This window comes from Hansschlegelia quercus, assembly GCF_004310425.1.
GTDB classification, from domain to species: domain Bacteria; phylum Pseudomonadota; class Alphaproteobacteria; order Rhizobiales; family Methylopilaceae; genus Methylopila; species Methylopila quercus.
This window is the reverse complement of record NZ_SIUB01000006.1, coordinates 95,886-116,805: the sequence shown is the minus strand read 5'-3', so window position 1 is coordinate 116,805 and position 20,920 is coordinate 95,886. Positions and strand designations below refer to the sequence as shown.

The following is a 20,920-nucleotide window of genomic DNA, read 5'->3' as shown; positions in this document are numbered from 1 at the left end:
CAACCGCAAGGCCGCCGCCACGGTCCTCATTCGATCGCATTCGCGACACGGCGACCGGCCGAGCTCGAGAACAGCGCCGCGATCACTTTCGCAAGATCCGCCTGCATGAAGGGCTTGTTCAGCCGGGGTAGGTTCAGCTCCAGCTGTTCCGGAAGCTCCACGAACCCGCTTGCGAGAACCACGGCGAGTCTCGGGTTGATCGTGTGGATCTTCCGCGCGAGCTCCGCGCCGGTGATCCCGGGCATCACCTGGTCAGTTATGACCAGATCGATGCTGTTCGACTGGCGGAAGATGTGGAGCGCCTCCTCGCCGGACGCGGCCTCCAACACGTCATGGCCCAGATCCTCGAGCATCGTCGCGGTGTTCGTCAGGACGAGCCCGTCATCGTCGACGACCAGGATCGTCAGCCTGTCGACGGTCGTCTCGCTTGAGGATTCGTGATCTCCGGCGTCGGACGCAGTCACGGGAGCCGTGGAGGACGCGGGTAGCCAGATCTCCGCCGAGGTCCCCTCGCCAGGAGCGCTCTTCAGGACCAGACGTCCGCCGCTCTGCTCGGCGAAGCCGTGGATCATAGAGAGGCCGAGGCCGGTCCCGCGGCCGACGCCCTTGGTCGTGAAGAACGGTTCGGCGGCGCGCTCCAGGGTGCCGGCGTCCATGCCGTGGCCCGTATCCTTGACGACCAGCGCAACATAGCTGCCCGCCGCAACCGGCCCGTCGGCGGCGGCGACCGTTTCCTCGCGGGCGGACAGCGTGATGCTGCCTCCGTCCGGCATGGCGTCGCGCGCGTTGATCACAAGGTTGAGGATGACGAGCTCCAGCTGGTTGCTGTCCGCGCGCGCAGCCGGGAGTTCTAGGGGAAACTGCGTCTCGATCTGGATCGAGGGGCCGACGGAATGCTCCAGCAGATGCGCCATGCCGTGGACGAGTTGCGGCACGTCGATCGCCTCGGATTTCAGATCCTGCCGTCTGGCGAAGGCGAGCATGCGCTGAGTGAGCGAGGCGCCCCGCCGGGCTGCGTCGATCGAGTTCTCGATTAGCGCGGCGATCTCGCCTGAGCCCCGGGACAGCCGCTTGCGGGCGAGATCGAGGTTGCCGAGGATGACAGCCAGAAGATTGTTGAAGTCATGCGCGACGCCGCCGGTCAGCTGGCCGATCGCCTCCATCTTTTGCGCTTGGGCAAGCGCCGCGCGCGTCTGCTCCAGAGCGATCTGCGCCTCGCGCTTCTCGGTCAGGTCTCGGGTGACCTTGGCGTAGCCGATCAGTTCGCCAGCTTCGTTGCGGATCGCATCGACAATGACGTGCGCCCAAAACCGGGTCCCGTTCTTGCGGACGCGCCAGCCCTCCTGCTCGAACCGTCCCTCTTCTGCCGCGATGCGCAACGCCCGGACCGGAAGGCCGACTCCTCGGTCCTCATCCGTATAGAACCGCGAGAAGTGCTGCCCGACGATCTCCTCCTCGGTGTAGCCCTTTAAGTGGTGCGCGCCGGTGTTCCAGTTCGTTACGCGGCCGTCGCGGTCGAGCATGTAGATCGCGTAATCGCGCACGCCCTGGACCAGGATCTCGAAGCGGTCCTCGCTGCGGCCGAGCGCCTCCTGAGCGCTTCTGCGCTCGGTCAGGTCGCGGGTGATCTTCGCGTAGCCGAGCAGATCGCCGCCCGCGCCCAGGATCGGGTCGATGACGACGTGCGCCCACATCCGGCTGCCGTCCTTGCGGACCCGCCAACCCTCCTGTTCGAAGCGCCCCTCGGTGCGGGCGGTCCGGAGCGCGCGCTCAGGCAGGCCGTCCGCGCGGTCTTCGTCGGTGTAGAAGGTCGAAAAGTGCCGGCCGACGATCTCGGCTTCCGAATAACCCTTGAAGCGTTCGGCGCCTCGGTTCCAGGTCGCGACGGTGCCGTCCGCCTCGAGCATGAAGATCGCGTAGTCGAGGACGGAGTCCACGAGCAGCCGAAATCGGCCCTCGTCTGCGCCCAGCACGTCCTTCTTGTCGGTATCAGATGTCATGCTGCTCCCGAGCGTCGAGGCGCGCGCCTATCGAAAGGCGTCGACGGTACCTGATAAACGACATCTTCGAAGAAAGCGCTTGTGACAAGCCGTCTACCCATCGCAGCAAGGGACCGGGGACGCGGCGGAATGGAGACTGAGCGGCTCGGAGGCTTTGATTCGAGACTGGCTTCGCCAGCATTGGGTCCAAGCCTTCAGGCGCTCTCCGGCCAGACCTCGATAAGGTCCGCGGCGTCCACCATGCGAAGCTGCTGGCTGAAACGGTTGCCGTAGAGCGTCAGCATCGCGTCGTGGGTTTCGTCCGACGAACTGCAGAGCCCGTCTTTCACGAGCACGACAAAAAAGCCGAGGTCGATCGCCGACAGCACGGCCGCCAGCACGCAGACGTCGGTTTCCGCGCCTGTCACGACCAGAGTGTCGATATCGAGGCTCCGGAGTTCGGCGTAAAGCGGCGTTCCGAAAAACGGCGAAAAGCCAGGTTTGTCGATCAGCCTCGCCGGCGGAACGAGGCGCTTCAGCGGCTCGACGAGCTCTATGAGTTCGGGATTGATCTCCTCGCGCGTGAAGGAACGCCAGCGAGAGAAATAGTTCCGCCAGCAGCCTTTGGCGTCCTCCGCTCGGGCGGGCGGAACGAAGCGGGTGAAGAAAGTCTGGCGTTTGTGGCGCGCCGCAATCTCGGCGACCACCGGAAGCACACGGTCCATCCAGGGCGTTCGCCATTCCGTGTCCTCGGCGAACATCTTCTGCATATCCAGGCATAGATGCGCCGTTCGTCGACTATCGATCTTGAAGCTGTCCATTGATGCATGCGGATGGAGCGCCCGTGCGCTGACCCGTGTCCTCCTGTCTGTCGCCTCTAACGTTCGGCCTGCGACCGCGTTGTGAAACGCCCGCCGATCGAGCGCCCCGGCGCAGGTTCAACTGAAAGCTTGAAAGCCGCGGATCGTTCCGGCGGCGCCGATCGGCGCGGCAGCCGTTGCTGCGCGCCAGAAGCGCGACAAAGCTTTCATTTGATCACTATTCAAAATCTCAGGAAGAAAAAGCCTTATCGCTAATAGTCTATTATAAATTCGCTTGCAGTCTGGCGGTATCCAGGGGGAACGCATGACGGCTCTTCATTTCGGCGGCTTTCGCGCCATCGGCTCGAAGCTTACAGCGGCGATGCTCGCTTCCACGCTCGCGGCAGCCGCGGCCGTGGGCGCGCTCGGCTATTGGCAACAAAGCGCGGCCAGCGATCTCGCCATCGAGGCGGCGCTCACCCAGCGCTATGACGCCGTCGTGTCCGCCATGGCCGATCAGGGGCAGCGCGCGCTCGGAGTGGCGCAGACGATTGCGACCAATCCGGCTGTCGGCGCCGCCTTCGTCGGCAAGGACAGAGCTGCGCTGATCGCTCTTTTTTCTCCGCTCCTTGGCGCGATCAAGCAGGATCTGAACCTCTCCCTCATCACCTTCCACACCGCAGACGGCATAGCGCTGGCGCGTGTCCACACGCCCGAGAAGTTCGACGACAACACGTTTACTCGTCGGAAGATGCTCAAGGACGCGGTGGATCAGGGCAAGCCGATGGTTGGGGTCGAGCCGGGGCGCGACAGCATCAGCATCTTTGCCGGCGTGCCAGCCTTCGACAATGGCAAGCTGGTTGGCGTCGCCGACGTCGGCGCGCCTCTCAAGAGCGACTTCTTCATCGATCTGAAGCGCCGCCTCGGCGTCGACGTCGCCATGCATCTCGTGGGCGACGAGGGGGTTCAGACGCTCGGATCGACCTTCGACGAGAAGACCCTACTACCGGCCGACCGTCAGCGCGCCGCCCGCGAACAGACGATCAAGTGGAGCGAAACCTCGCTCCAGGACCGTCCGACCGCGGTGCTCGCCGGCCCGCTCAAGAACTATTCGGGCAAGGCGATCGGCACGGTCGAAGTGGCGCTCGACATCTCGCCCTTCGTCGCCGCCCGGACGCATGCGCTTCAGCTTCTGCTCGTGGTGCTCGTGGTCGTCTCAGCAGGCGCCCTTGCGCTTGCCCTGTGGCTCGCGCGCAATCTCGGTCGCCCGATCGGCGCGCTCAACCGCACCATGGTGACGCTCGCGAACGGCGAATACTCCGTCGCCGCTCCGCACACAGATCGCCAGGACGAGATCGGCGCCATGGCGCGCTCCGTCGAAGTGTTCCGCCAGGCGCTGATCGAGACGGAGCAGATGCGGGCCGATCAGGCCGCCCAGCAGGCGGCGCGCGAGCGCCGGGCGAAGGCGGTCGACGACCTGGTGCGCGGCTTCGACCATTCGGTGACCCAGGTGGTCGGCGTGGTGTCCTCAGCCGCGACCGAGATGCAGGCGACGGCGCAGCAGCTCACCGCCACCGCGACCGAGACCGCGTCGCGTTCGACCACTGTCGCCGCAGCCGCCGAAGAGGCCGGCAGCAACGTCATGACGGTGTCGAGCGCAGCCGAGGAGCTCGGCGCTTCGGTCAGCGAGATCGACCGTCAGGTCGCCCGCTCCGCGGAGATGGCGAAAGCGGCCGTCGCCGAGGCGAGCGCGACCGGCGTGATCGTGGAGAACCTTTCGGCCGCTGCGGGCCGCGTCGGCGCGATCGTCGACCTGATCTCCACCATTGCGAGCCAGACCAACCTGCTCGCGCTGAACGCCACTATCGAGGCGGCCCGCGCCGGCGAGGCCGGCCGCGGTTTCGCGGTGGTCGCCGCCGAAGTGAAGGGCCTCGCCGAGCAGACGGCTTCGGCGACCTCGGACATCGGCGCGCAGATCGCCTCGATCCAGCAGTCCACCAGCCAAGCCGTGACGGCGATCTCCGGAATCTCCGGCACGATCCAGTCGATCAGCCAGACGACGCTCGCCATGGCGGGCGCGGTCCAGCAGCAGAGCGCCGCAACCCGTGAGATCGCGAACTCCGTCAGCCAGGCTTCCGCCGGCACGCGCGAGGTGACTTCGAACATCTTCGGCGTGGCGCGCGCGGCGGAGGAAACCGGTACGGCGGCGGGGCAGGTGCTCGCCTCCTCCAGCGAACTCGCGCGCGAAGCCGACCGTCTGCGTGGGCAGGTCCAGAACTTCCTGGGCGCGGTTCGCGCGGCGTAAGCCGCCAAACGAGCGCCGTGACGCGGTCAGTCTGAAGGCGTCACGGCATCATCGGCGTCTGATCGCAGCGCCTATTGCGGCGCAGACGAGCGCACCGACCGCGACGACGCCGATCCGCACGGCGCTTGCCGGCAGCAGCGAAGCGCTTGATCCGGCCTCGGCGCCGAACGAACCCTCGGTGCGGTGGCCGGGGGCGGGCGCCAGGAGGTTGTCGATCCGCTCCCGCGAGACGGCGATCGCCGTCTGCTGACCCTCGACCGCTCTCGCGAGATATCGGTCCATGAAGCCCGGCAAAACGGCGTTGCCGAGCACCGTGAGGGCGGTCATCCAGCCGATCCAGTAGTCGTGCGCGCCGCCCTCGACTGCGCGGAAAACGCCGTCCGCAATCGCCTCGGGCTGGACCGGCGCGCCCATCGGGCGAGGTTTCCGCAGGACGTGCGTCCTCGCCCAGTCGAACTGCGGCGTGTTCACCGCAGGGAGGTCGATCATCATGAGCCGCACGCCCGATCCGTCATGGATCAGTTCGGAGCGCACGCTTTCGCTGAAGCCGCGGATCGCGTGCTTGGCGCCGCAATAGGCCGACTGGAGCGGGATGCCGCGATAGGCTAGCGCCGACCCGATCTGGACGACGCGCCCCCAGTCGCGCGGCTTCATGTGCTTGAGCGCCGCCATCGTGCCGTGCACCGCGCCGAGATAGGTGACCTCGGTCACGCGCCGATATTCATCAGGCGTCACCGCCGCGAAGGGCGAGATGACGGTGACCATCGCGTTGTTGATCCAAACCGCAATCGGTCCGAGCTCGCGCTCGACGCGTTCCGCGGCTTGAAGAATGGCGTCGGCGTCGGCCACGTCGGCCGGAACGGCGATCGCCGAGACGCCGAAGCTCTCGACTTCGGAGCGCGCCGCCTCCAGCGCGGCCTCGTCGCGCGCGATCAGCGCGACGGCGTACCCGCCGGCCGCGAAGCGAAGCGCGATCGCGCGGCCGACGCCGGCGGATGCGCCGGTGACCACGACGACAGGCGCGGAACTGGACTTGGACATGCGCTTTCCCCCGTTATGGCGGGGCAACGGCGCTCGGCCTGCTCGGTTCCGGCGCTCGGCGTCAGGCCGCGAACGATCCTGTCGCGCCGCCGAGCGGAGCCGCCGGCTTCTGACCGAAGTGAAGCAGCGCCTCCGTCGTCGCGTCGCGGTCGGCGGCGCGTCCGAAAAGATATCCTTGCGCGAGACTGCATCCGAGCCGCTGGAGCTGGGCGGACTGCTCGTCAGACTCGACGCCCTCGGCGACGATCCGTATGCGGAGGCCCTTGGCCATGTCGAGCAGCGCCTTCACGATCACTTCGCCGGCGTTTCCGGCCGCCATCCGGTCGACGAAGCTCTTGTCGATCTTGATGATGTCCACGGGGAAGGTGAGCAGGTGCGTCAGGGAGGCGTAGCCCGTCCCGAAATCGTCGAGCGCGACGAGCAGCCCTTCGGCGCGAAGCTCCTCGATCGTGCGGACGACCTTGCGGTCGCTGCCCTCCATGTAGACGGATTCCGTCACCTCGAGGATGACGTGCTTGAGCGGCGCTTGATGACGCGCGAAGGCGGCGGAGATGCGCTCGCGCAGATCGCCCCTCTGGAAGTCCGCCATGGAGACGTTCACGCCGACATGCTGGAGCGCGATGCCCTGATCGAGCCAGTGCCGGACGTCGCGTGCGACCTGGCTCAGCATGCGGTCGGTGACGAGGCTTCCGATCGACAGATCGAGCATCGCCTCGGCGAAGCTTCCGGCGGCCAGGATCTCTCCGTCTCTCGTCCGTATCCGGCACAACGCCTCGAGGCCGATGATTTCTTGGGTGTCCAACCTGACGACCGGCTGGTAGTGCGCCTCCATCCGATCTTCGGCGAGGGCGCTCGTGACGGTCTGCAGGGCTCGGAACCGCTTGGCGATCGTGCTCGCCAACTCGTCGCCGTGAAGGACGAAGCCTCCTCGGGTGATCTCCTTGGCGTGATAGAGCGCGAGATCGGCGTTCCTCCGGAGCTTCGCCGTGTCGCAGGCGTTGGCGGCCTTCGATGTCGCGCCCCCGCAGGTCACTCCCGGCTCCAGCACGTGCGCGCCGCATAGAGCGGGCTCGCGCATCGAGGCCAGGATCCGCTCGGCCGCCAGCGGCGCTTCGGCGTCCGCGCTTTCTCCTACGATGAGGACGGCGAACTCGTCTCCGCCGACCCGGAACGCCTTGCCCGGCCACGCGCTGCGCGCGATCCGGCGGCCGACTTCCCGGATCATGTCGTCTCCGGCGCCGTGACCGAACGTGTCGTTGACCCGCTTGAGGCGGTCGACGTCGACGAACAGCAGTCCGATGGCGCCGCTTCCGGCCCCGCAGGCTGCGTCGAGCGTTCTGTTGAAGTTCGCCCGATTGCCTAGCTTGGTCAGTACGTCGAAGTAAGCGAGCTTGTGGTTCTCCGCCCTGACCTCGTCGCGCTCGAGCAGTATCGAGCAGAGGTCCACGCACGCCGCGACGAGCCTTTCTTCCTGCTCGCTCGGCCCGCGGCTTTCGGAATAGTAGAAGGCGAAGGTTCCGAGCACGCGTCCGTCGCTGTGCAGGATCGGGCTGGACCAACAGGCCCGGATGCCGAGCGGCTCGGCGAGCGCCCTGAAATCGACCCAGCGCGGATCGGTCGAGATGTCGGTGACGGCGATCGGCTTTCGGAGAAAGGCGGCGGTTCCGCAGGAGCCGGCGGCGGGTCCGGCCGCCATGCCGTCAATAGCGGCGGAGTAGTGAGCCGGGAGGCTCGGGCCGGCGAGCGGATGAAGACGCCCGGATCGATCGACGAGGATGAGGGAGCACATCACGCCTTCGGCGGCGCATTCTGCGTGACGACAGATGCTGTCCGCGACCTCCTCGGCCGACCGGCCGCGGGCGATCATCTCCAAGATTGTCTGCTGGAAGTGGGCTAGCACGTTCATGTCCAGCCGTGGCGGAGGATGATCCTTCCTGCTGAAATGTTTAACATCGGTTACGAATGAAGGTAAGTAATTGCCGCGCTAGCCGTTCCGACGACCCCTGTGTTCGCCCGCGAGCGGCCGGAGGAAGGCTTCAAGGTCGGCGGCGCCGCGCTCCGGCGTTGTGACGTTCTCGATGACAAGGTCATAGGCCGTATCCGGCGGCGACTGGACCTTCCGACGAAGGCGCGCCAGAGCATCCGCGACGCTTTCGCGTCCGCGCGCGGCGATCCTTTCGGCAAGGATCTCCGGAGGCGCTGTGACGAGCGCGAGCGAGGTCGGGAACAGCCGCCGCGCATCTGGTATCGCCGCGCGCGACATGTTGCAGACGACGACGGCCCCGCTCGCGACCACGGTCCGAACGCTGTCCGGCACGCCGTAGCAAAGTCCGTGCGCGCGCCAGCTGATGGCCAATGCGGATCGGCGCTCGGCCTCCTCGAACTGCGTCTCCGAGATCGGCTCGTGATCTTCCCCGGCGTAAGGCGGCCGCGTGATGAGGCGGCGCACGAAGACGAAGCGTGGATCGCGGGCGAGCCTTTCGCGCGCGAGATTGATCAGCGTGTCCTTGCCGGCGCCGCTTGGGCCCACGACGCAGACGAAGCGGCCGTTCCGGGAAGGTTCGGCGCTGATGGTCGCCGGCAAAGCGCTCACGACACCACGCGGCCTTCCCGCCAGACCTGACGCACCACCGGTCCTTCGCTCGCCAGCCGCACGCGGACGAGGTCTGCCCGCAGCCCTTCCGCGATCCGTCCGCGGTCGGAAAGGCCGGTGGCTTCTGCGGGAGCTTCGGTGACGGTCCGGATCGCGTCGGGAAGCGTCATGCCGGGTATGCGCGTCGGCAGTTCGAACGCCGCCATCAGCAGGCTTGACGGGACGTAATCGGACGAGAGGATATCGAGATGGCCGGCGCGCGCGAGGTCGACCGCCGCGACGTTGCCGGAATGCGAGCCGCCGCGAACGATGTTGGGCGCGCCCATCATCACGCGCACGCCGCCGAGATGGGAGGCTTCGGCCGCCTCCGCGGTCGTCGGGAACTCGGCGATGGCGACCCCGTCGGCGAGCGATTCCGCGACGTGCTCGAGGGTGGTGTCGTCGTGGCTCGCGAGCGGAACGCCGCGCTCGGCCGCGAGCGCGATCAACCGCCTGCGGTGGTCGCCAGCGTGCTTCTGGTGCAGCTCCTGGCGCTTGACGACGAAGGAGTCGAGTTCGGCGTCGGACATCGGCGACTTGCGTGAGTAGTATATGCGCCACGCCTCCAGGCTGCGGAACTGCCGCTGGCCGGGCGTGTGGTCCATCAGCGAGATCAAGTCGGCGCTGAAACGCGCGAGATAGTCTTCCGCGACGTCGATCACATCAGGCGCGGAGAGTTCGCAGCGCAGATGCGTGCGATGCTCGACCCGGAGGTGGCCGGCGTCGGCCGCATCGCGGATCGCGTTCGACAGCGCCCAGATTTCTCCACCGAGGGAGCCGGCATCCGCGTCGGATCCCACCCGGAGCGAGTCGAACACGGTCGTGATGCCGCTCGCCGCGATCTGCGCGTCATAAGCGAGCACCGCGCCGAACGGGCTCCAGCGCACCTTTGGTCGCGGCGCGTAATGCGCTTCGAGATGGTCGGTGTGGAGCTCGATGAGGCCCGGGATCAGGATGTCGCCGCCGAGATCGATCGCGCGTTTGGGCGCGGCGCCCTCGCCGATTTCAGCGATGCGGCCCTCGTCAACGGCGATCCAGCCGTTCTCGATCACGCGGTCCGTCAGCACGATCCGCGCATTGGCCATCACCGTGGGCGCCTGGACCGGTTCGATCGATCGTATGAGCGCGTTCATGCCGCCTCCTTCTGGCTGACGGCCGCGATCTCGACCACATCATCGGCGACCGCGGAGCGGATTTCCGCGTCGTGGAAGATGCCGATGATCGCGACGCCCGCCTGTTTCTTCTCTGTGATCAGGTCGACGACGACCTGCTTGTTGGCGGCGTCGAGCGACGCCGTGGGTTCGTCGAGCAGCAGGACCGGCCGACGGGCTGCGAAGCCGCGCGCCACATTCACCCGCTGTTGCTCGCCGCCGGAAAAGGTCGCGGGCGGAAGCGCCCAGAGGCGTTCCGGAATGTTGAGCAGCGTCAGCAGCCGCGCGGCCTCGTCTCGCGCGGCCTCGCGGTCGCCGCCGCGATCGGCCGCGGCTTCCGCCACGATATCGATCGCCGGAACGCGGGGGATCACTCTCAGGAACTGGCTGACATAGCCGAGCGTCCGCGCCCGGATCGCCATGATCACGCGCGGATCGGCCCCCGCCATCTCGACCTCGCTTCCGTCGTGGCGGATGCGGACGGAGCCGCCGTCGATCCGGTAATTGCCGTAGATCATCTTGAGCGCCGAAGACTTGCCGGCGCCCGACGGCCCGCCGAGCGCGACGCATTCGCCGGCCTTCGCCGTGAGGCTGAGGTCATGCACAGCGTCGATCACCACCCCGCCGCGCAAATGGAGCGTGAAGCTCTTCGAGACGCCTTCGAGGCGAACCATGGTCGTCATGCCGCCAGCACCGATGAGACGAGGAGTTGTGAATAGGCGTCGCGCGGGTCGTCGAGCACCTGGTCGGTCAGCCCGGTCTCGACCACGCGTCCCCGCCGCATGACGACAATCCGGTGCGACAGCAGTCGCGCGACCGCGAGATCATGCGTGACGATGACGATCGCGAGCCCGAGATCCGCCACAAGGCCGCGCACGAGATCGAGCAGCCGCGCCTGGACGGAGACGTCGAGGCCGGAGGTCGGCTCGTCCATGAAGACGAGGCGCGGATTGGTGACGAGGTTGCGCGCAATCTGGAGGCGCTGGCGCATGCCGCCGGAAAAATCGGTCGGCCGGTCGTCGATCCGGTTGCGGGCGATCTCGACGCGGTCGAGCCAGGTGAGCGCGGTCTCGCGGATGCCGGCGTAGCGACGCTCGCCAAGCGCCATCAGGCGCTCGCCGACATTGGCGCCGGCGGAGACGCGCATGCGTAAGCCCTCCCGCGAGTCCTGCCGGACATAGCCCCAGTCGGTGCGGGCGAGCAGGCGGCGTTCGGGTTCGCTCAAGCTCGCTATGTCGCGCACGATTCCGTCGCGCATCCGGTAGAGCACCTCGCCCGCGGTCGCCGGAAGCTCGTTCGCGAGCAGGCCCAGCAGAGTGGATTTCCCGGACCCGGACTCCCCGACGATCGCCAGCACCTCGCCCTCATAGAGGTCGAAGGAGACGTCGGCGCAGCCGATGCGTTCGCCGTAATGCTTGGTGAGCCCGCGGGCCCGGAGCAGCGGTTCGTCGGTCATCTCGTCCCCGCAATGGCTTGCGGCGCCGTGTCGAGCATCGCGCCATGATGGCCGGCCGCGCGACGCTCCTCGCAATGGTCGGTGTCGGAGCAGACGAACATCCGCTTGCCCCGGTCGTCGAGGATCACCTCGTCGAGATAGACGCCGCGCGCGGCGCAGAGCGCGCAGGGCTCAGCGAACTGCTGGACCGCGAAGGGATGGTCCTCAAAATCGAGGCTTCGCACCGGCGTGTAAGGCGGGATTGCGTAGATCCGCTTCTCGCGTCCGGCTCCGAAGAGCTGCAGCGCCGCGCACATGTCCATCTTCGGGTTGTCGAATTTCGGCGTCGGCGACGGGTCGGTCACGTAGCGGCCGGCGACCTCGACCGGATAGGCATAGGTCGTCGCGATATGGCCGTGCCGGGCGATGTCCTCGTAGAGCTTGACGTGCATCAGCCCGTATTCGGCGAGCGCGTGCATCGTCCGCGTCTCGGTCTCGCGCGGCTCCAAAAAGCGCAGCGGCTCGGGGATCGGGACCTGATAGACGAGCGTCTGGTCCTCCCGAAGCGGCGCCTCGGGGATGCGGTGGCGCGTCTGGATGATCGTCGCTTCCGCGGTCTTCGTGGTCGTGGCGACGCCGGCGACTTTGCCGAAGAACTTGCGGATCGAGACCGCGTTGGTGGTGTCGTCCGAGCCCTGGTCGATGACCTTCAGCACGTCGCTATGGCCGAGGATCGCCGCGGTCACCTGCACGCCGCCGGTGCCCCAGCCATAGGGCATCGGCATCTCGCGGCTCGCGAACGGGACCTGATAGCCGGGGATCGCGATCGCCTTGAGGATCGCGCGACGGATCATCCGCTTCGTCTGCTCGTCGAGATAAGCGAAGTTGTAGCCGGTGGTCTGCATCGTCATTCCGCGGCCTCCCTCATTCCGTCATCCTCCCGCTCGGCGTGTTCTTCCCTTAGCCGACGCAACAGTTGGAGCTCGGCCTGGAAGTCGACGTAATGCGGCAGTTTCAGGTGCTCGACGAAGCCGGTCGCGGCGACGTTGTCGGAATGGGTGAGAACGAATTCCTCGTCCTGCGCGGGGGACTTCGCCTCCTCGTCGAACTCCTTGGCCCGCAGCGCCCGATCGACCATGGCCATCGACATGGCCTTGCGCTCGCTCTGGCCGAAGGCGACGCCGTACCCCCGCGTGAACTGCGGCGGCTGCTCGGCGGAGCCGGTGAACTGCGTCACCATTTGGCATTCGGTGAGCGAGATGCGCCCGAGCGGAACGGCGAAGCCCAGCTCCTCCGGCGCGAACTCGACCTCGATCTCGCCGAAGCGGATCTCGCCCGTGAAGGCGTGGGTGCGGCCGAAACCGCGCTGGGTCGAATAGCCAAGCGCGAGCAGGAACCCTTCGTCGCCGCGGGCGAGCGCCTGCAGGCGGAGGTCGCGGTCGGCGGGGAAGTCCAGCGGCTCGCGGGTGAGGTCGCCGGCCTCGGCGCCGTCATCGGTCTCGCGCTCGATGAGGCTCTGGGCGTCGAGCAGATCGGTCACGCGCGGCATTCCGCCCACAAGTTCGTCGGCCTCGGCAGGAGAGGGCGGCGCTTCGCCGTTCGTCGCCAGCGTGAAATCGAGCAACCGGTGCGTGTAATCGAAGGTCGGCCCCAGAACCTGGCCGCCCGGCATGTCCTTGAAGGTCGCGGAGACCCGGCGTTCGGCGTCCATCGCCGCGGTGTCGATGGGCTCGGACACGCCGAAGCGGGGCAGGGTGGTGCGGAAGGCGCGGACGAGGAAGATCGCCTCGATCAGGTCGCCGCGCGCCTGCTTGATCGCGAGAGCCGCCAGCCCGCGATCGTAGAGCGAGCCCTCGGTCATCACCCGGTCGACGCTGAGAGCGAGCTGGGAGTCGATCTGCTCGACGGAGATTTCGGGCGTGTCGGTCGGCCCCCGGCGCTTCGCGGCGAGCAGCCTGTGGGCGTTCTCGATCGCCCGCTCTCCGCCTTTGACCGCGACATACATCAGGCCGCCTCCTCGACTTCGGTGGAGCGCGGAAGCGCGGCGATCCGCTCCTCCGCGACGATCAGCAGGTCGACGCCGCGCGGAAAGCCGGCGCGGTTGTCGGCGAGCTGCGCGACGAAGGCGGTCGGAAGCGGCGCGACCGCCAGACGCGCCTCGCCGTCGACGCCGGGCCCTTTGAGGACGAGCGGCCCGCCTTCCGTCAGTGTCTCGGCTGCGACGACGATCGTCGTCGAGCGGTCGGGATAGGCGTCGGACCCTTGCGCGAATTCGCTGAGATCCGGCATCGAGGCCGGGTCGACCACCAGCGCGAAGGCGGCGTCATCGGATTGCTCGACGATCCGGGCGCCGGTGTGGAAGCGCAGGAAGTCGCGGACATCGGACGACGCCGACAGGCGCCGGTCGAGCCAAAGCGGGGCGTCGGGATCGGCGAGCGACAGCGCGATCGCCGCCAGTTCCGGCGTCAGCGGCGCCGGTGGGCGGATTCCGGAGGCGAGCGGCTTCACGAGGCCGGGGCGTGAAAGCGCGCCCATCACCGCGCGGAAGCAGGATTGCGCCTCGGAAACGGCATCATCGAAGCCTGCGGCGAGCGTCATCATCAGTCTTCCCCGCGCGTCATCGTGAAGAAGTCGACCCGTGTGGCGGCGGTCTGGCGGCGGACGAGCGCGCGCTCCTCGGCGATACGTCGTGACGCCGGCGCGAGGGCGGCGACGACCTCATTGGCTTTCCCGCTCTGCACGAGCGCGTCGAGGATCGCGGCGACGCGCGCTTTCGCCCGGTCACGGCCGAGCTGGTAGGCGTGGCCAACCTCGCCGGTATCGATCCGGACGGCCGCCCGCGTCACGGTCGCCTCCCCGAAATTGAACGCGCGCCCGTCGCCGCCCATCCGCCCGCGCAACATCACGAGACCGGATTCGGGCGTGCGGAAGTCTGACGCATCGGGGAGCGGGGACAGCGCGTCGAGAGCGGCGGCGAGTTCCCCTGCGCGCGCATCGGCGCAAATCCGCATCACGTCGCGTCGCTGTTCGATGAGTTCGGGGGTCATGCGTTATGCTCCCGCGTCGCTAAAACCAGTTGTTGAGTAATCTAGACAACTGGATCAGTTTGTCTAGTGACTTTTCAATGACGGGGTCCGCATGAGCCTGCACGCCGAGGAAGACGCCGCCGTGACGACCGGGATCGAGCGTGGGCGGGGCCTCACCGCATGGCGGCAGATCGCGGACCAGATTGCCGGCCAGATCCGCGCGGGCGTCCTCGCTCCTGGCGACCAATTGCCGACCGAGGCGCAGCTCGCCGCGCGCTTCTCCGTGAACCGCCACACCGCCAGGCGGGCGCTTGCGGCGCTCGCCTCCGAGGGGATGGTGCGGGCGGCGCAGGGCAGGGGGACCTTCGTCGAGGCGGGGCCGCTGCCCTATCCGATCGGCGCGCGGGTGCGGTTCACTGAGAACGTCGGACGTGCCGGTCACGAGGCCGGCGGCGAAATGCTCTCCGCACGCGAACTGCCGGCGCCGGAGGCCCTTGCGACGCGGCTCGGCGTCGCGATCGGCTCGATGGTGGTCGAGACAAGGACCCGCCGGTTCGCGGATGACGTTCCGATCTCCGTTGGACATAGCCGCCTGCCGCTGCCGCGCTTCTCCGGCTTTGCGGTCGCGCTCACCGAGTCGGGTTCGATCACCAAGGCGCTCGGCGCGTGCGGCGTCGCCGACTACCGGCGCGTCAGCACCCAGATCTCCGCACGGGTCGCGACTGCGGAGGAGGCGACGCTGCTCGACCTCGCGCCGGGCCGCGTCGTGCTGGTTGTCGAGGGGCTGAACGTCGACGAGGCGGGCGCGCCCATCCAGGCGACCGACGCGGTATTCGCCGCCGACCGCGTGCAGCTGACGGTGGACAGCTAGGCGGCGCCGTCGGTCGTCAGGCCATGGCCTCGCCGCGCTTGCCGATCATGCCGACGCGAAGCTTTCCCGAGACGAAGTCGATCGCCGTCACGGCTGCCAGTATCATCAGGATGAGGCAGGAGACGTCCTGCAGGTTGAGCACGCGGATCTGCTCCGCGAGATGCACGCCGATGCCGCCGGCGCCGACAATTCCGATGATCGTGGCGGAGCGCGTGTTCGACTCGATGAAATAGAGCGTCAGTCCGCCGATCACCGGCACGATCTGGGGCAGAATCCCGAATCTGATCTGATGCGCCCGCGCGCCGCCCGCCGAAGCGACGCCGTCGACCGGCCCCTGGGCCGCGGTCTCGATCGCCTCCGAGAACAGTTTTCCAAGCGAGCCGAAATCCGAGCACGCGATCGCGAGAACGCCGGCGAAGGGGCCGAGGCCGACCACGTTCACCCAGAGCAGCGCCCAGATCAGCGTGTCGACGCCCCGGAATACGTCCAGCACCCGCCGCGCGCCGAAATGCACGAAGATGTTCGGGATGACGTTCTTGGCTGCGAGGAAGGCGAAGGGAAATGCGAACAGCCCGGCGACCAGCGTGCCGAGATAGGCGATCGCCACCGTCTCGAAGAGCGACTGCAGATAGATGGCGAAACGCCCGCCCGCGGAGGGAGGCAGCATCATCAGCGAGAAATCCCCGAGCCGCCCGAGCCCGGACAGGATGCGGACGAGCGAGAAGTCGAGCGCCCACAAAGCGTAACCTGTCAGTAGCGCGATGGCGCCCGCTGCGAGCGCCAGCCTCACGCCGCGGGAGCGGTTTGAAAACTCGGTTGCGTAGGCCGTCTTCAGCCGTGGCAGCTGGCCGAGCGCGTCGGCGCGGACTCCCGGCGGAGATCCCTTCATGCGCTGGCTCCCTTCAGCCCGATGAGCCGGTGGCGGACTTGCTCCGCGCCGAGGTCGATGAGCACCACAGTGACCAGGATCATCAGAAGGATCGCGCTGACGTCGGAATAATAGAACTGGCGGATCGCCGAGATCAGCTCCTGCCCGATGCCGCCGGCCCCGACGAAGCCCATCACGGAGGCGCCGCGCACGTTGATCTCGAAGCGCATCAGCGCATAGGAGGCGAAGCCCGGCGCGACCTGCGGCCAGGCCGCGAACCGCACCGTGTGGAGCCAATTCCCGCCGGAGGCGCGTACGCCCTCGGCCGGCTTCATGTCGACGTTCTCGACGATCTCGAAGAACTGCTTGCCGAGCGAGCCGACGCTGTGGATGCCGAGCGCGAGAACGCCCGCCATCGGCCCGAGCCCGAAGGCGATCACGAACAGCAGCGCGAACACGACCTCCGGCACTGTGCGCAGGAATTCCAGCAGCCGCCGCGTTGCGAAGCGCAGCGCCTTGTTCCGTCCGAAATTGTTGGAAGCTGCGAAGCACAGCGCGACCGCGCCGAGCGCGCCGATCAGGGTGCCGAGATAGGCGATCAGTAGCGTCTCGATGAGGAGCCGCATCCAGACGCCGAACCGCCAGTACCAGTCCGCCACGTCGCCTGCGAGATTGGCCACGGTGAGCGACGGCAGGATGCGGTAGAGATAGTTGGTGAAGCGGTAGAGGTTCTTCGAGAAGGTCGAAGGCTCGACCTCCGCGACATAAGCGGACAGCAAAGCGAGGCAGACGACCGCCGCCAGAATCGCGAAGGTCTGCAGCCGCCGGACGCGGACCGCGCCGTCATACGCGCCGAGCAGAACGCGGGCCCGCCCTTCGGCGAGCCCCAGCACCGCGCGGATCGGCGGTTCTCCGCGCATGGCGGCCGACCGTCAGCGTCGCTCAGGTCAGGTCTTGCGCGCCTTGTCGTTGAACTTGAGCATCTCGACGATCGGCTCGTAATCCTTCTCTGAGACCGGCACGAACTCCTTGTCCTTGCCGTCGGAAAGCGCATCGAACCTGACTTTGTCCTTCTTGGGCATGTCGAGCAGCGCCTGTCGGATCGCCTGCCTGAGGTCGTCTGGCATCTCCTTCAGCACCGCGAGCGGCGCTTCGGGCAGGAAGTCGGACTTGAAGATTACGCGGAAGTCGGCCGGCGAGAGCGTCTTGCCGTTCGCGTCCTTGAGCATGCCCTTCGTCGCCATGCGGGTCAGCTGGTTGTCGTTCTCGGAGTTCCAGGCGTTCGCCGCGGCGTCGACCGTGCCCTGGCTGAGCGCCAGGACCGCGTTCTCGTGGCTGCCTGCGAACACCGTCTTGCCGAAGAACGTGTCGACGGTGATCCCCTGCTTGTCGAGGAAGAAGCGGGGCGCGTTGTTGCCGGAGGTGGAGTTGGGGTCGACCAGCCCGAGCGTCTTGCCTCGGAGATCCTGCACGTGCTTGTACGGGCTGTCGGCGCGCACGTAGATCACCGAATAATAGCCGGTCGAGTCATTGTTGTGCCGCGGCACGACCAGCGGCTCGGTCTCGACGCCGGTCATGACCGCGCGTGCGTAAGAGGCCGGGCCGTAATAGGCGATCTGGATGTTGCCGGCGCGCTGACCCTCGATCACCGCGGCATAGTCGTTGGCGATGCGCAGCGTGACCTTCACGCCGAGCTCCTTGGTCAGATACTCGGCGAGCTTGCCGTAGCGGTCCGTCGTCGTGGAGGCGTTCTCCACCGGGATCGCGCCGAGCGTGATCTCCGGATACTTCTCCTTCCAGCTCTGCGCGTGGGCGGCGAAGGGGCTCGCGAGGCCGATGGCGATCGCGGCGCTTAGCAGGATGCGGCGGTTCAGCATGGCGATATCCTGTTGATGGCGTGAGGAGACGCGAGACAAGGGTGTGGAACGCGGACGCTCAGGCGTGCGCGACGACGCGGACCGGAGCGGGCGCCGGCGTCGCCGAAAGGGCCTCAAGCTGCTCCTCCGCCTCGAGGCCGTAGAGCGCGCGGGCGGCATCGGCGGTCAGGTCGGCCGGGCCGCCGCGGAAAACCACGCGGCCGGCCGCCATGCCGACAAGGCTGTCGCAATAGCTGCGCGCGATCTCGAGGGAATGGAGGTTGACGACGACCGTAATGCCGTAGCGCCGGTTGATGCGCTTCAACGCGTCCATGACCAGACGGGTGTTGCGCGGGTCGAGCGAGGCGATCGGCTCGTCGGCGAGGATAACGTCCGGCTCCTGCACCAGCGCGCGAGCGATCGCCACGCGTTGCTGCTGGCCGCCCGACAAATTTTCGGCGCGTTCGGAGGCGAGGTTCGCGATGTCGAACTGTTCGAGCGCCGAAAGCGCGATGGCGCGGTCCTCGTCGCTCCACAGCCCGAGCAGCGCGCGCCAGGTCGGCGCGTGGTTCAGCCGCCCCATGAGCACATTGGTTAGCACGTCGAGGCGGCCGATCAGGTTGAACTGCTGGAAGATCATCGCGCAGCGCGCCCGCCACGCCCGCAGCGCCTCGCCCTTGAGGCCGGTGACGTCCATTCCGTCGAAGAGAATGGCGCCGGATGAAGGAGAAACGAGGCGGTTGACCATGCGAAGCACGGTCGACTTGCCGGCGCCCGAACGGCCGATCACGCCGACGAACGCGCCGCGCTCGATGGCGAGGTCGACATCCGTGACCGCGAGCGTCTGGCCGAATCGTCGGCTGACCCCCCTGAGCTCCAGCATCCTGCATCCCTTAGGTTTCGCGGGACGCTAGAGCCGGTTCAAGAAGCTACCGTGACGGTCCAGAAGGCGGCGACTGTCGTTCCGCCGCAACCGCGCCGAGGGGCGGAAGGGCGCGTTGAGGCCTTTCAGTGCCCCGATTGCAAGGAAGAAAACACAGCCACGGCTGACGGCGATGAAGACCAACTAGGACGACACCGTCACCGCCTATGAACGCGCACGGCGGCGCGACTGAGAAGTCAAAGGCGTTGTTCGCGAAGGCCGCCCCGGCGAGCGTCGTCATCGCGAGTGGATGGAGCAGCGATCGCGTCGTACCGCCGCCTGATTTCAAGACTCACCTCTACGGAGGAGGCCGCCGGTGAAAGCCGCGGGGCCTTTTCAAGTTCGTCTAGCGGTAAGCCAACCCATTCGCGGTCGTCGCCGGCTCTCGGACGTAGCGGCCGTCCTTCGGGACGGCTATTTCCGCGAACCTGTCCGCGAGCTGGCGAAGCGCGGCGCGCATTTCGGGACCACGCATGGGCTCGCCATGGCCCGTCGCCACCACCTCCGGCTCCAGATCGGCGAGACGCTTGACGGAGGCTTCGGCCGCGCCCCAGTCGGTCGTGTAATAGGCAGGCGGCCCGTGCATCTCGGCGCGCTGCGTCGCGACGGCGTAGGCGCTTTCCTGTCCGGTTGTGACGAAGGCGTCACCGGCGATCAGCGTGCGATCGGCTTCGCGCCACAGCGACACGTGCCCGACGCTATGTCCGGGCGTATGGATCCACCGCCATTCCGGAAGTTCCGGGATGCGGCCTGTCTCTGAAAGCAATCGGAGACGTCCGCTGACGTCGATGGGGCCGCGGGGATAGAACCGCGACAGCGCGGCCATAAGGCCGCCGCCAACGCTGGGGTCTCCTGGCGGATATGAGGAGCGGCCGTCGAGATAGGGCGCCTCGAGGGGATGGGCGTAGATCGGGACGTCCCATTCCTCCGCAAGCGTCTTAAGCGCGCCAACGTGATCGAAATGCCCGTGGGTCAGAACGATCGCCGCTGGGCGCGACCCATCGCCGAAACGATGAGCGGCGGCCCGCTTGATCGAAGACGCCGTTCCAATGAGGCCGGCGTCCACCAGCACCCATTCGCGGTCGCCCGCGCCTGCCGGGTTGATGAGGACGACATTCACCATCAGCAGGCGCTGGTAAGCGACGCCAAGAGCGATTTCGACCGCTTGTCCATGGTCATCCTGCGCGGGATCAATCGCGCTGGCGGCGTCTGAAAGAGGTATCTGCTCGGACATAACGACCTCTAAGCCGGACGCATTTCTCGCTCGGAGCGCGAAAGCGGCGTTACGCTGCTGACGAGGCGGCGAGGGCCTCGCCAGCAGTGGCGTCACGCGCTCTTGGCGCGGATGCCCTTGAGCAGCGCGATATGGGTCTCGATCGCCGGAACGGCGACGGTGGACGCGCCCTGCGCCATCGGGTCCGCCCCCCGCTTCGAGTAGCTGCGGTGAAGGGCCATGAGCTCCATATGGCCCATGAGCTGGCCCTTCAGATACATCGCGTCGAAGTCGGCGTCGGAGCTGGCTTCGAGAGACTGGAGAAGAGCAGCGTGCTTCGGGGTCAGGCCTGCAGCGCCGAGACGCGAGCCGAACGCCTGGGTGACCGCGGCCTGCTCCGTGATCTCCAGCTTGGCGAAGTTCGTGATCTGGGGATTGGAGCTGCGGCGCAAAGCGAGTTTGCTGGTCATCGTCGCGAAATCGCCGCCCGCGAGGATGGGGAGCTTCATAGAATCCATGGCGGCTGTCTGCGCGTGGGCGAGAGACACGCCGAGCAGGGCCGGTGCGAGCGCGCCCGCGCTCGCTGCGAGGATTTGGCGTCTATCCAAGAGTACCTCCGATGTTCGTTGTGTAGGCAACCTCGCGGTCGGCAAGACGTTCCACTAAGACTGGCGAAAATTGATGGTCGCGGGATGCGCTGACAGAAGGCGTCTTAGGTCTCGTCGAAACTGCTCAGCCGACAGGTACGATGTTGTCGATGCTTCATTCTGATTTGCAGCAGCCGGTGGTTGTTCCAGTCTCTGGTTTTCGAGGCATTTGCG

General features: G+C 67.2%; 20 protein-coding genes. 2 read left to right on the top strand and 18 right to left on the bottom strand.

Annotated features, from left to right (window positions below):
• Positions 1-26: 26 nt before the first annotated feature.
• Both EYR15_RS12880 and EYR15_RS12875 read right to left on the bottom strand, forming a co-directional pair.
• Complete coding sequence (locus tag EYR15_RS12880) at positions 27-2,000, bottom strand: hybrid sensor histidine kinase/response regulator (protein ID WP_131003957.1); 1,974 nt, start codon at positions 1,998-2,000, stop codon at positions 27-29.
• A 194-nt stretch (positions 2,001-2,194) separates the two neighbouring features.
• Positions 2,195-2,800: a cysteine hydrolase family protein gene (locus EYR15_RS12875; RefSeq protein WP_131003956.1), complete on the bottom strand. Its 606-nt coding sequence runs from the start codon at positions 2,798-2,800 to the stop codon at positions 2,195-2,197.
• A gap of 304 nt (positions 2,801-3,104) precedes the next feature.
• Here EYR15_RS12875 and EYR15_RS12870 point away from each other — a divergent pair, with 304 nt between their 5' ends.
• Entirely contained in the window at positions 3,105-5,084 is a 1,980-nt protein-coding gene (locus tag EYR15_RS12870) for a methyl-accepting chemotaxis protein (protein ID WP_131003955.1), read from the top strand.
• A 48-nt stretch (positions 5,085-5,132) separates the two neighbouring features.
• Here EYR15_RS12870 and EYR15_RS12865 read toward each other — a convergent pair whose 3' ends face one another.
• The 10 genes from EYR15_RS12865 to phnG form a co-directional block, all read right to left on the bottom strand.
• Entirely contained in the window at positions 5,133-6,125 is a 993-nt protein-coding gene (locus tag EYR15_RS12865) for an SDR family oxidoreductase (protein WP_131003954.1), read from the bottom strand.
• A 61-nt stretch (positions 6,126-6,186) separates the two neighbouring features.
• The gene (locus EYR15_RS12860) at positions 6,187-8,025 is read right to left on the bottom strand and encodes a putative bifunctional diguanylate cyclase/phosphodiesterase (protein ID WP_382237823.1); all 1,839 of its coding nucleotides are present in this window, start codon (positions 8,023-8,025) and stop codon (positions 6,187-6,189) included.
• Between the two features lie 84 nt (positions 8,026-8,109).
• Entirely contained in the window at positions 8,110-8,718 is a 609-nt protein-coding gene (gene phnN, locus EYR15_RS12855) for a phosphonate metabolism protein/1,5-bisphosphokinase (PRPP-forming) PhnN (protein WP_245498301.1), read from the bottom strand.
• Positions 8,715-9,890, bottom strand: a complete 1,176-nt coding sequence (locus EYR15_RS12850) for an alpha-D-ribose 1-methylphosphonate 5-triphosphate diphosphatase (RefSeq protein ID WP_131003952.1) — start codon at positions 9,888-9,890, stop codon at positions 8,715-8,717. The genes phnN and EYR15_RS12850 overlap by 4 nt, the downstream gene beginning before the upstream one ends.
• The gene (phnL, locus tag EYR15_RS12845; RefSeq protein ID WP_131003951.1) at positions 9,887-10,591 is read right to left on the bottom strand and encodes a phosphonate C-P lyase system protein PhnL; all 705 of its coding nucleotides are present in this window, start codon (positions 10,589-10,591) and stop codon (positions 9,887-9,889) included. Before phnL ends, EYR15_RS12850 begins: the two co-directional genes overlap by 4 nt.
• Positions 10,588-11,364: a phosphonate C-P lyase system protein PhnK gene (gene phnK / locus EYR15_RS12840; RefSeq protein ID WP_131003950.1), complete on the bottom strand. Its 777-nt coding sequence runs from the start codon at positions 11,362-11,364 to the stop codon at positions 10,588-10,590. Before phnK ends, phnL begins: the two co-directional genes overlap by 4 nt.
• Positions 11,361-12,248: an alpha-D-ribose 1-methylphosphonate 5-phosphate C-P-lyase PhnJ gene (locus EYR15_RS12835; RefSeq protein WP_131004053.1), complete on the bottom strand. Its 888-nt coding sequence runs from the start codon at positions 12,246-12,248 to the stop codon at positions 11,361-11,363. The genes phnK and EYR15_RS12835 overlap by 4 nt, the downstream gene beginning before the upstream one ends.
• 2 nt (positions 12,249-12,250) lie before the next feature.
• On the bottom strand, positions 12,251-13,348 hold the full coding sequence (locus EYR15_RS12830) for a carbon-phosphorus lyase complex subunit (RefSeq protein WP_131003949.1): 1,098 nt from the start codon (positions 13,346-13,348) through the stop codon (positions 12,251-12,253).
• Positions 13,348-13,941 (bottom strand): phosphonate C-P lyase system protein PhnH, encoded by a 594-nt coding sequence (phnH, locus tag EYR15_RS12825; RefSeq protein ID WP_131003948.1) that lies wholly within the window; start codon positions 13,939-13,941, stop codon positions 13,348-13,350. Before phnH ends, EYR15_RS12830 begins: the two co-directional genes overlap by 1 nt.
• 2 nt (positions 13,942-13,943) lie before the next feature.
• A complete protein-coding gene (gene phnG, locus EYR15_RS12820; protein ID WP_245498300.1) occupies positions 13,944-14,390 on the bottom strand; it encodes a phosphonate C-P lyase system protein PhnG in 447 nt (148 codons plus the stop codon).
• A 91-nt stretch (positions 14,391-14,481) separates the two neighbouring features.
• On the opposite strand from phnG, the gene phnF reads away from it, so the two are divergent.
• Positions 14,482-15,240, top strand: a complete 759-nt coding sequence (phnF, locus tag EYR15_RS12815; protein WP_342635546.1) for a phosphonate metabolism transcriptional regulator PhnF — start codon at positions 14,482-14,484, stop codon at positions 15,238-15,240.
• Positions 15,241-15,256: 16 nt separating this feature from the next.
• On the opposite strand, the gene phnE (EYR15_RS12810) is transcribed toward phnF, so the two are convergent.
• The 6 genes from phnE (EYR15_RS12810) to EYR15_RS12785 form a co-directional block, all read right to left on the bottom strand.
• Positions 15,257-16,129, bottom strand: coding sequence for a phosphonate ABC transporter, permease protein PhnE (gene phnE / locus EYR15_RS12810; protein ID WP_131003947.1), 873 nt, complete (start codon positions 16,127-16,129; stop codon positions 15,257-15,259).
• Positions 16,126-17,028: a phosphonate ABC transporter, permease protein PhnE gene (gene phnE, locus EYR15_RS12805; RefSeq protein WP_131003946.1), complete on the bottom strand. Its 903-nt coding sequence runs from the start codon at positions 17,026-17,028 to the stop codon at positions 16,126-16,128. The genes phnE (EYR15_RS12810) and phnE (EYR15_RS12805) overlap by 4 nt, the downstream gene beginning before the upstream one ends.
• 27 nt (positions 17,029-17,055) lie before the next feature.
• On the bottom strand, positions 17,056-17,985 hold the full coding sequence (gene phnD, locus EYR15_RS12800) for a phosphonate ABC transporter substrate-binding protein (RefSeq protein ID WP_131003945.1): 930 nt from the start codon (positions 17,983-17,985) through the stop codon (positions 17,056-17,058).
• Between the two features lie 58 nt (positions 17,986-18,043).
• The gene (gene phnC, locus EYR15_RS12795; RefSeq protein WP_131003944.1) at positions 18,044-18,847 is read right to left on the bottom strand and encodes a phosphonate ABC transporter ATP-binding protein; all 804 of its coding nucleotides are present in this window, start codon (positions 18,845-18,847) and stop codon (positions 18,044-18,046) included.
• Positions 18,848-19,232: 385 nt separating this feature from the next.
• Complete coding sequence (locus tag EYR15_RS12790) at positions 19,233-20,120, bottom strand: MBL fold metallo-hydrolase (RefSeq protein ID WP_131003943.1); 888 nt, start codon at positions 20,118-20,120, stop codon at positions 19,233-19,235.
• A gap of 92 nt (positions 20,121-20,212) precedes the next feature.
• On the bottom strand, positions 20,213-20,707 hold the full coding sequence (locus tag EYR15_RS12785) for a DUF4142 domain-containing protein (protein ID WP_131003942.1): 495 nt from the start codon (positions 20,705-20,707) through the stop codon (positions 20,213-20,215).
• Between the last annotated feature and the right edge of the window lie 213 nt (positions 20,708-20,920).

What these genes read in the sequence shown, in the direction of transcription:
- phnE (WP_131003946.1), bottom strand. Translation starts at nt 17,028, where the DNA reads ATGCGCGGAGAACCGCCGATCCGCGCGGTGCTGGGGCTCGCCGAAGGG.
- phnF (WP_342635546.1), top strand. Translation starts at nt 14,482, where the DNA reads ATGAGCCTGCACGCCGAGGAAGACGCCGCCGTGACGACCGGGATCGAG.
- phnC (WP_131003944.1), bottom strand. Translation starts at nt 18,847, where the DNA reads ATGCTGGAGCTCAGGGGGGTCAGCCGACGATTCGGCCAGACGCTCGCG.
- EYR15_RS12880 (WP_131003957.1), bottom strand. Translation starts at nt 2,000, where the DNA reads ATGACATCTGATACCGACAAGAAGGACGTGCTGGGCGCAGACGAGGGC.
- phnK (WP_131003950.1), bottom strand. Translation starts at nt 11,364, where the DNA reads ATGACCGACGAACCGCTGCTCCGGGCCCGCGGGCTCACCAAGCATTAC.
- EYR15_RS12830 (WP_131003949.1), bottom strand. Translation starts at nt 13,348, where the DNA reads ATGTATGTCGCGGTCAAAGGCGGAGAGCGGGCGATCGAGAACGCCCAC.
- phnD (WP_131003945.1), bottom strand. Translation starts at nt 17,985, where the DNA reads ATGCTGAACCGCCGCATCCTGCTAAGCGCCGCGATCGCCATCGGCCTC.
- phnH (WP_131003948.1), bottom strand. Translation starts at nt 13,941, where the DNA reads ATGACGCTCGCCGCAGGCTTCGATGATGCCGTTTCCGAGGCGCAATCC.
- EYR15_RS12870 (WP_131003955.1), top strand. Translation starts at nt 3,105, where the DNA reads ATGACGGCTCTTCATTTCGGCGGCTTTCGCGCCATCGGCTCGAAGCTT.
- phnG (WP_245498300.1), bottom strand. Translation starts at nt 14,390, where the DNA reads ATGACCCCCGAACTCATCGAACAGCGACGCGACGTGATGCGGATTTGC.
- EYR15_RS12865 (WP_131003954.1), bottom strand. Translation starts at nt 6,125, where the DNA reads ATGTCCAAGTCCAGTTCCGCGCCTGTCGTCGTGGTCACCGGCGCATCC.
- EYR15_RS12850 (WP_131003952.1), bottom strand. Translation starts at nt 9,890, where the DNA reads ATGAACGCGCTCATACGATCGATCGAACCGGTCCAGGCGCCCACGGTG.
- EYR15_RS12835 (WP_131004053.1), bottom strand. Translation starts at nt 12,248, where the DNA reads ATGCAGACCACCGGCTACAACTTCGCTTATCTCGACGAGCAGACGAAG.
- EYR15_RS12875 (WP_131003956.1), bottom strand. Translation starts at nt 2,800, where the DNA reads ATGGACAGCTTCAAGATCGATAGTCGACGAACGGCGCATCTATGCCTG.
- phnL (WP_131003951.1), bottom strand. Translation starts at nt 10,591, where the DNA reads ATGACGACCATGGTTCGCCTCGAAGGCGTCTCGAAGAGCTTCACGCTC.
- EYR15_RS12790 (WP_131003943.1), bottom strand. Translation starts at nt 20,120, where the DNA reads ATGTCCGAGCAGATACCTCTTTCAGACGCCGCCAGCGCGATTGATCCC.
- phnE (WP_131003947.1), bottom strand. Translation starts at nt 16,129, where the DNA reads ATGAAGGGATCTCCGCCGGGAGTCCGCGCCGACGCGCTCGGCCAGCTG.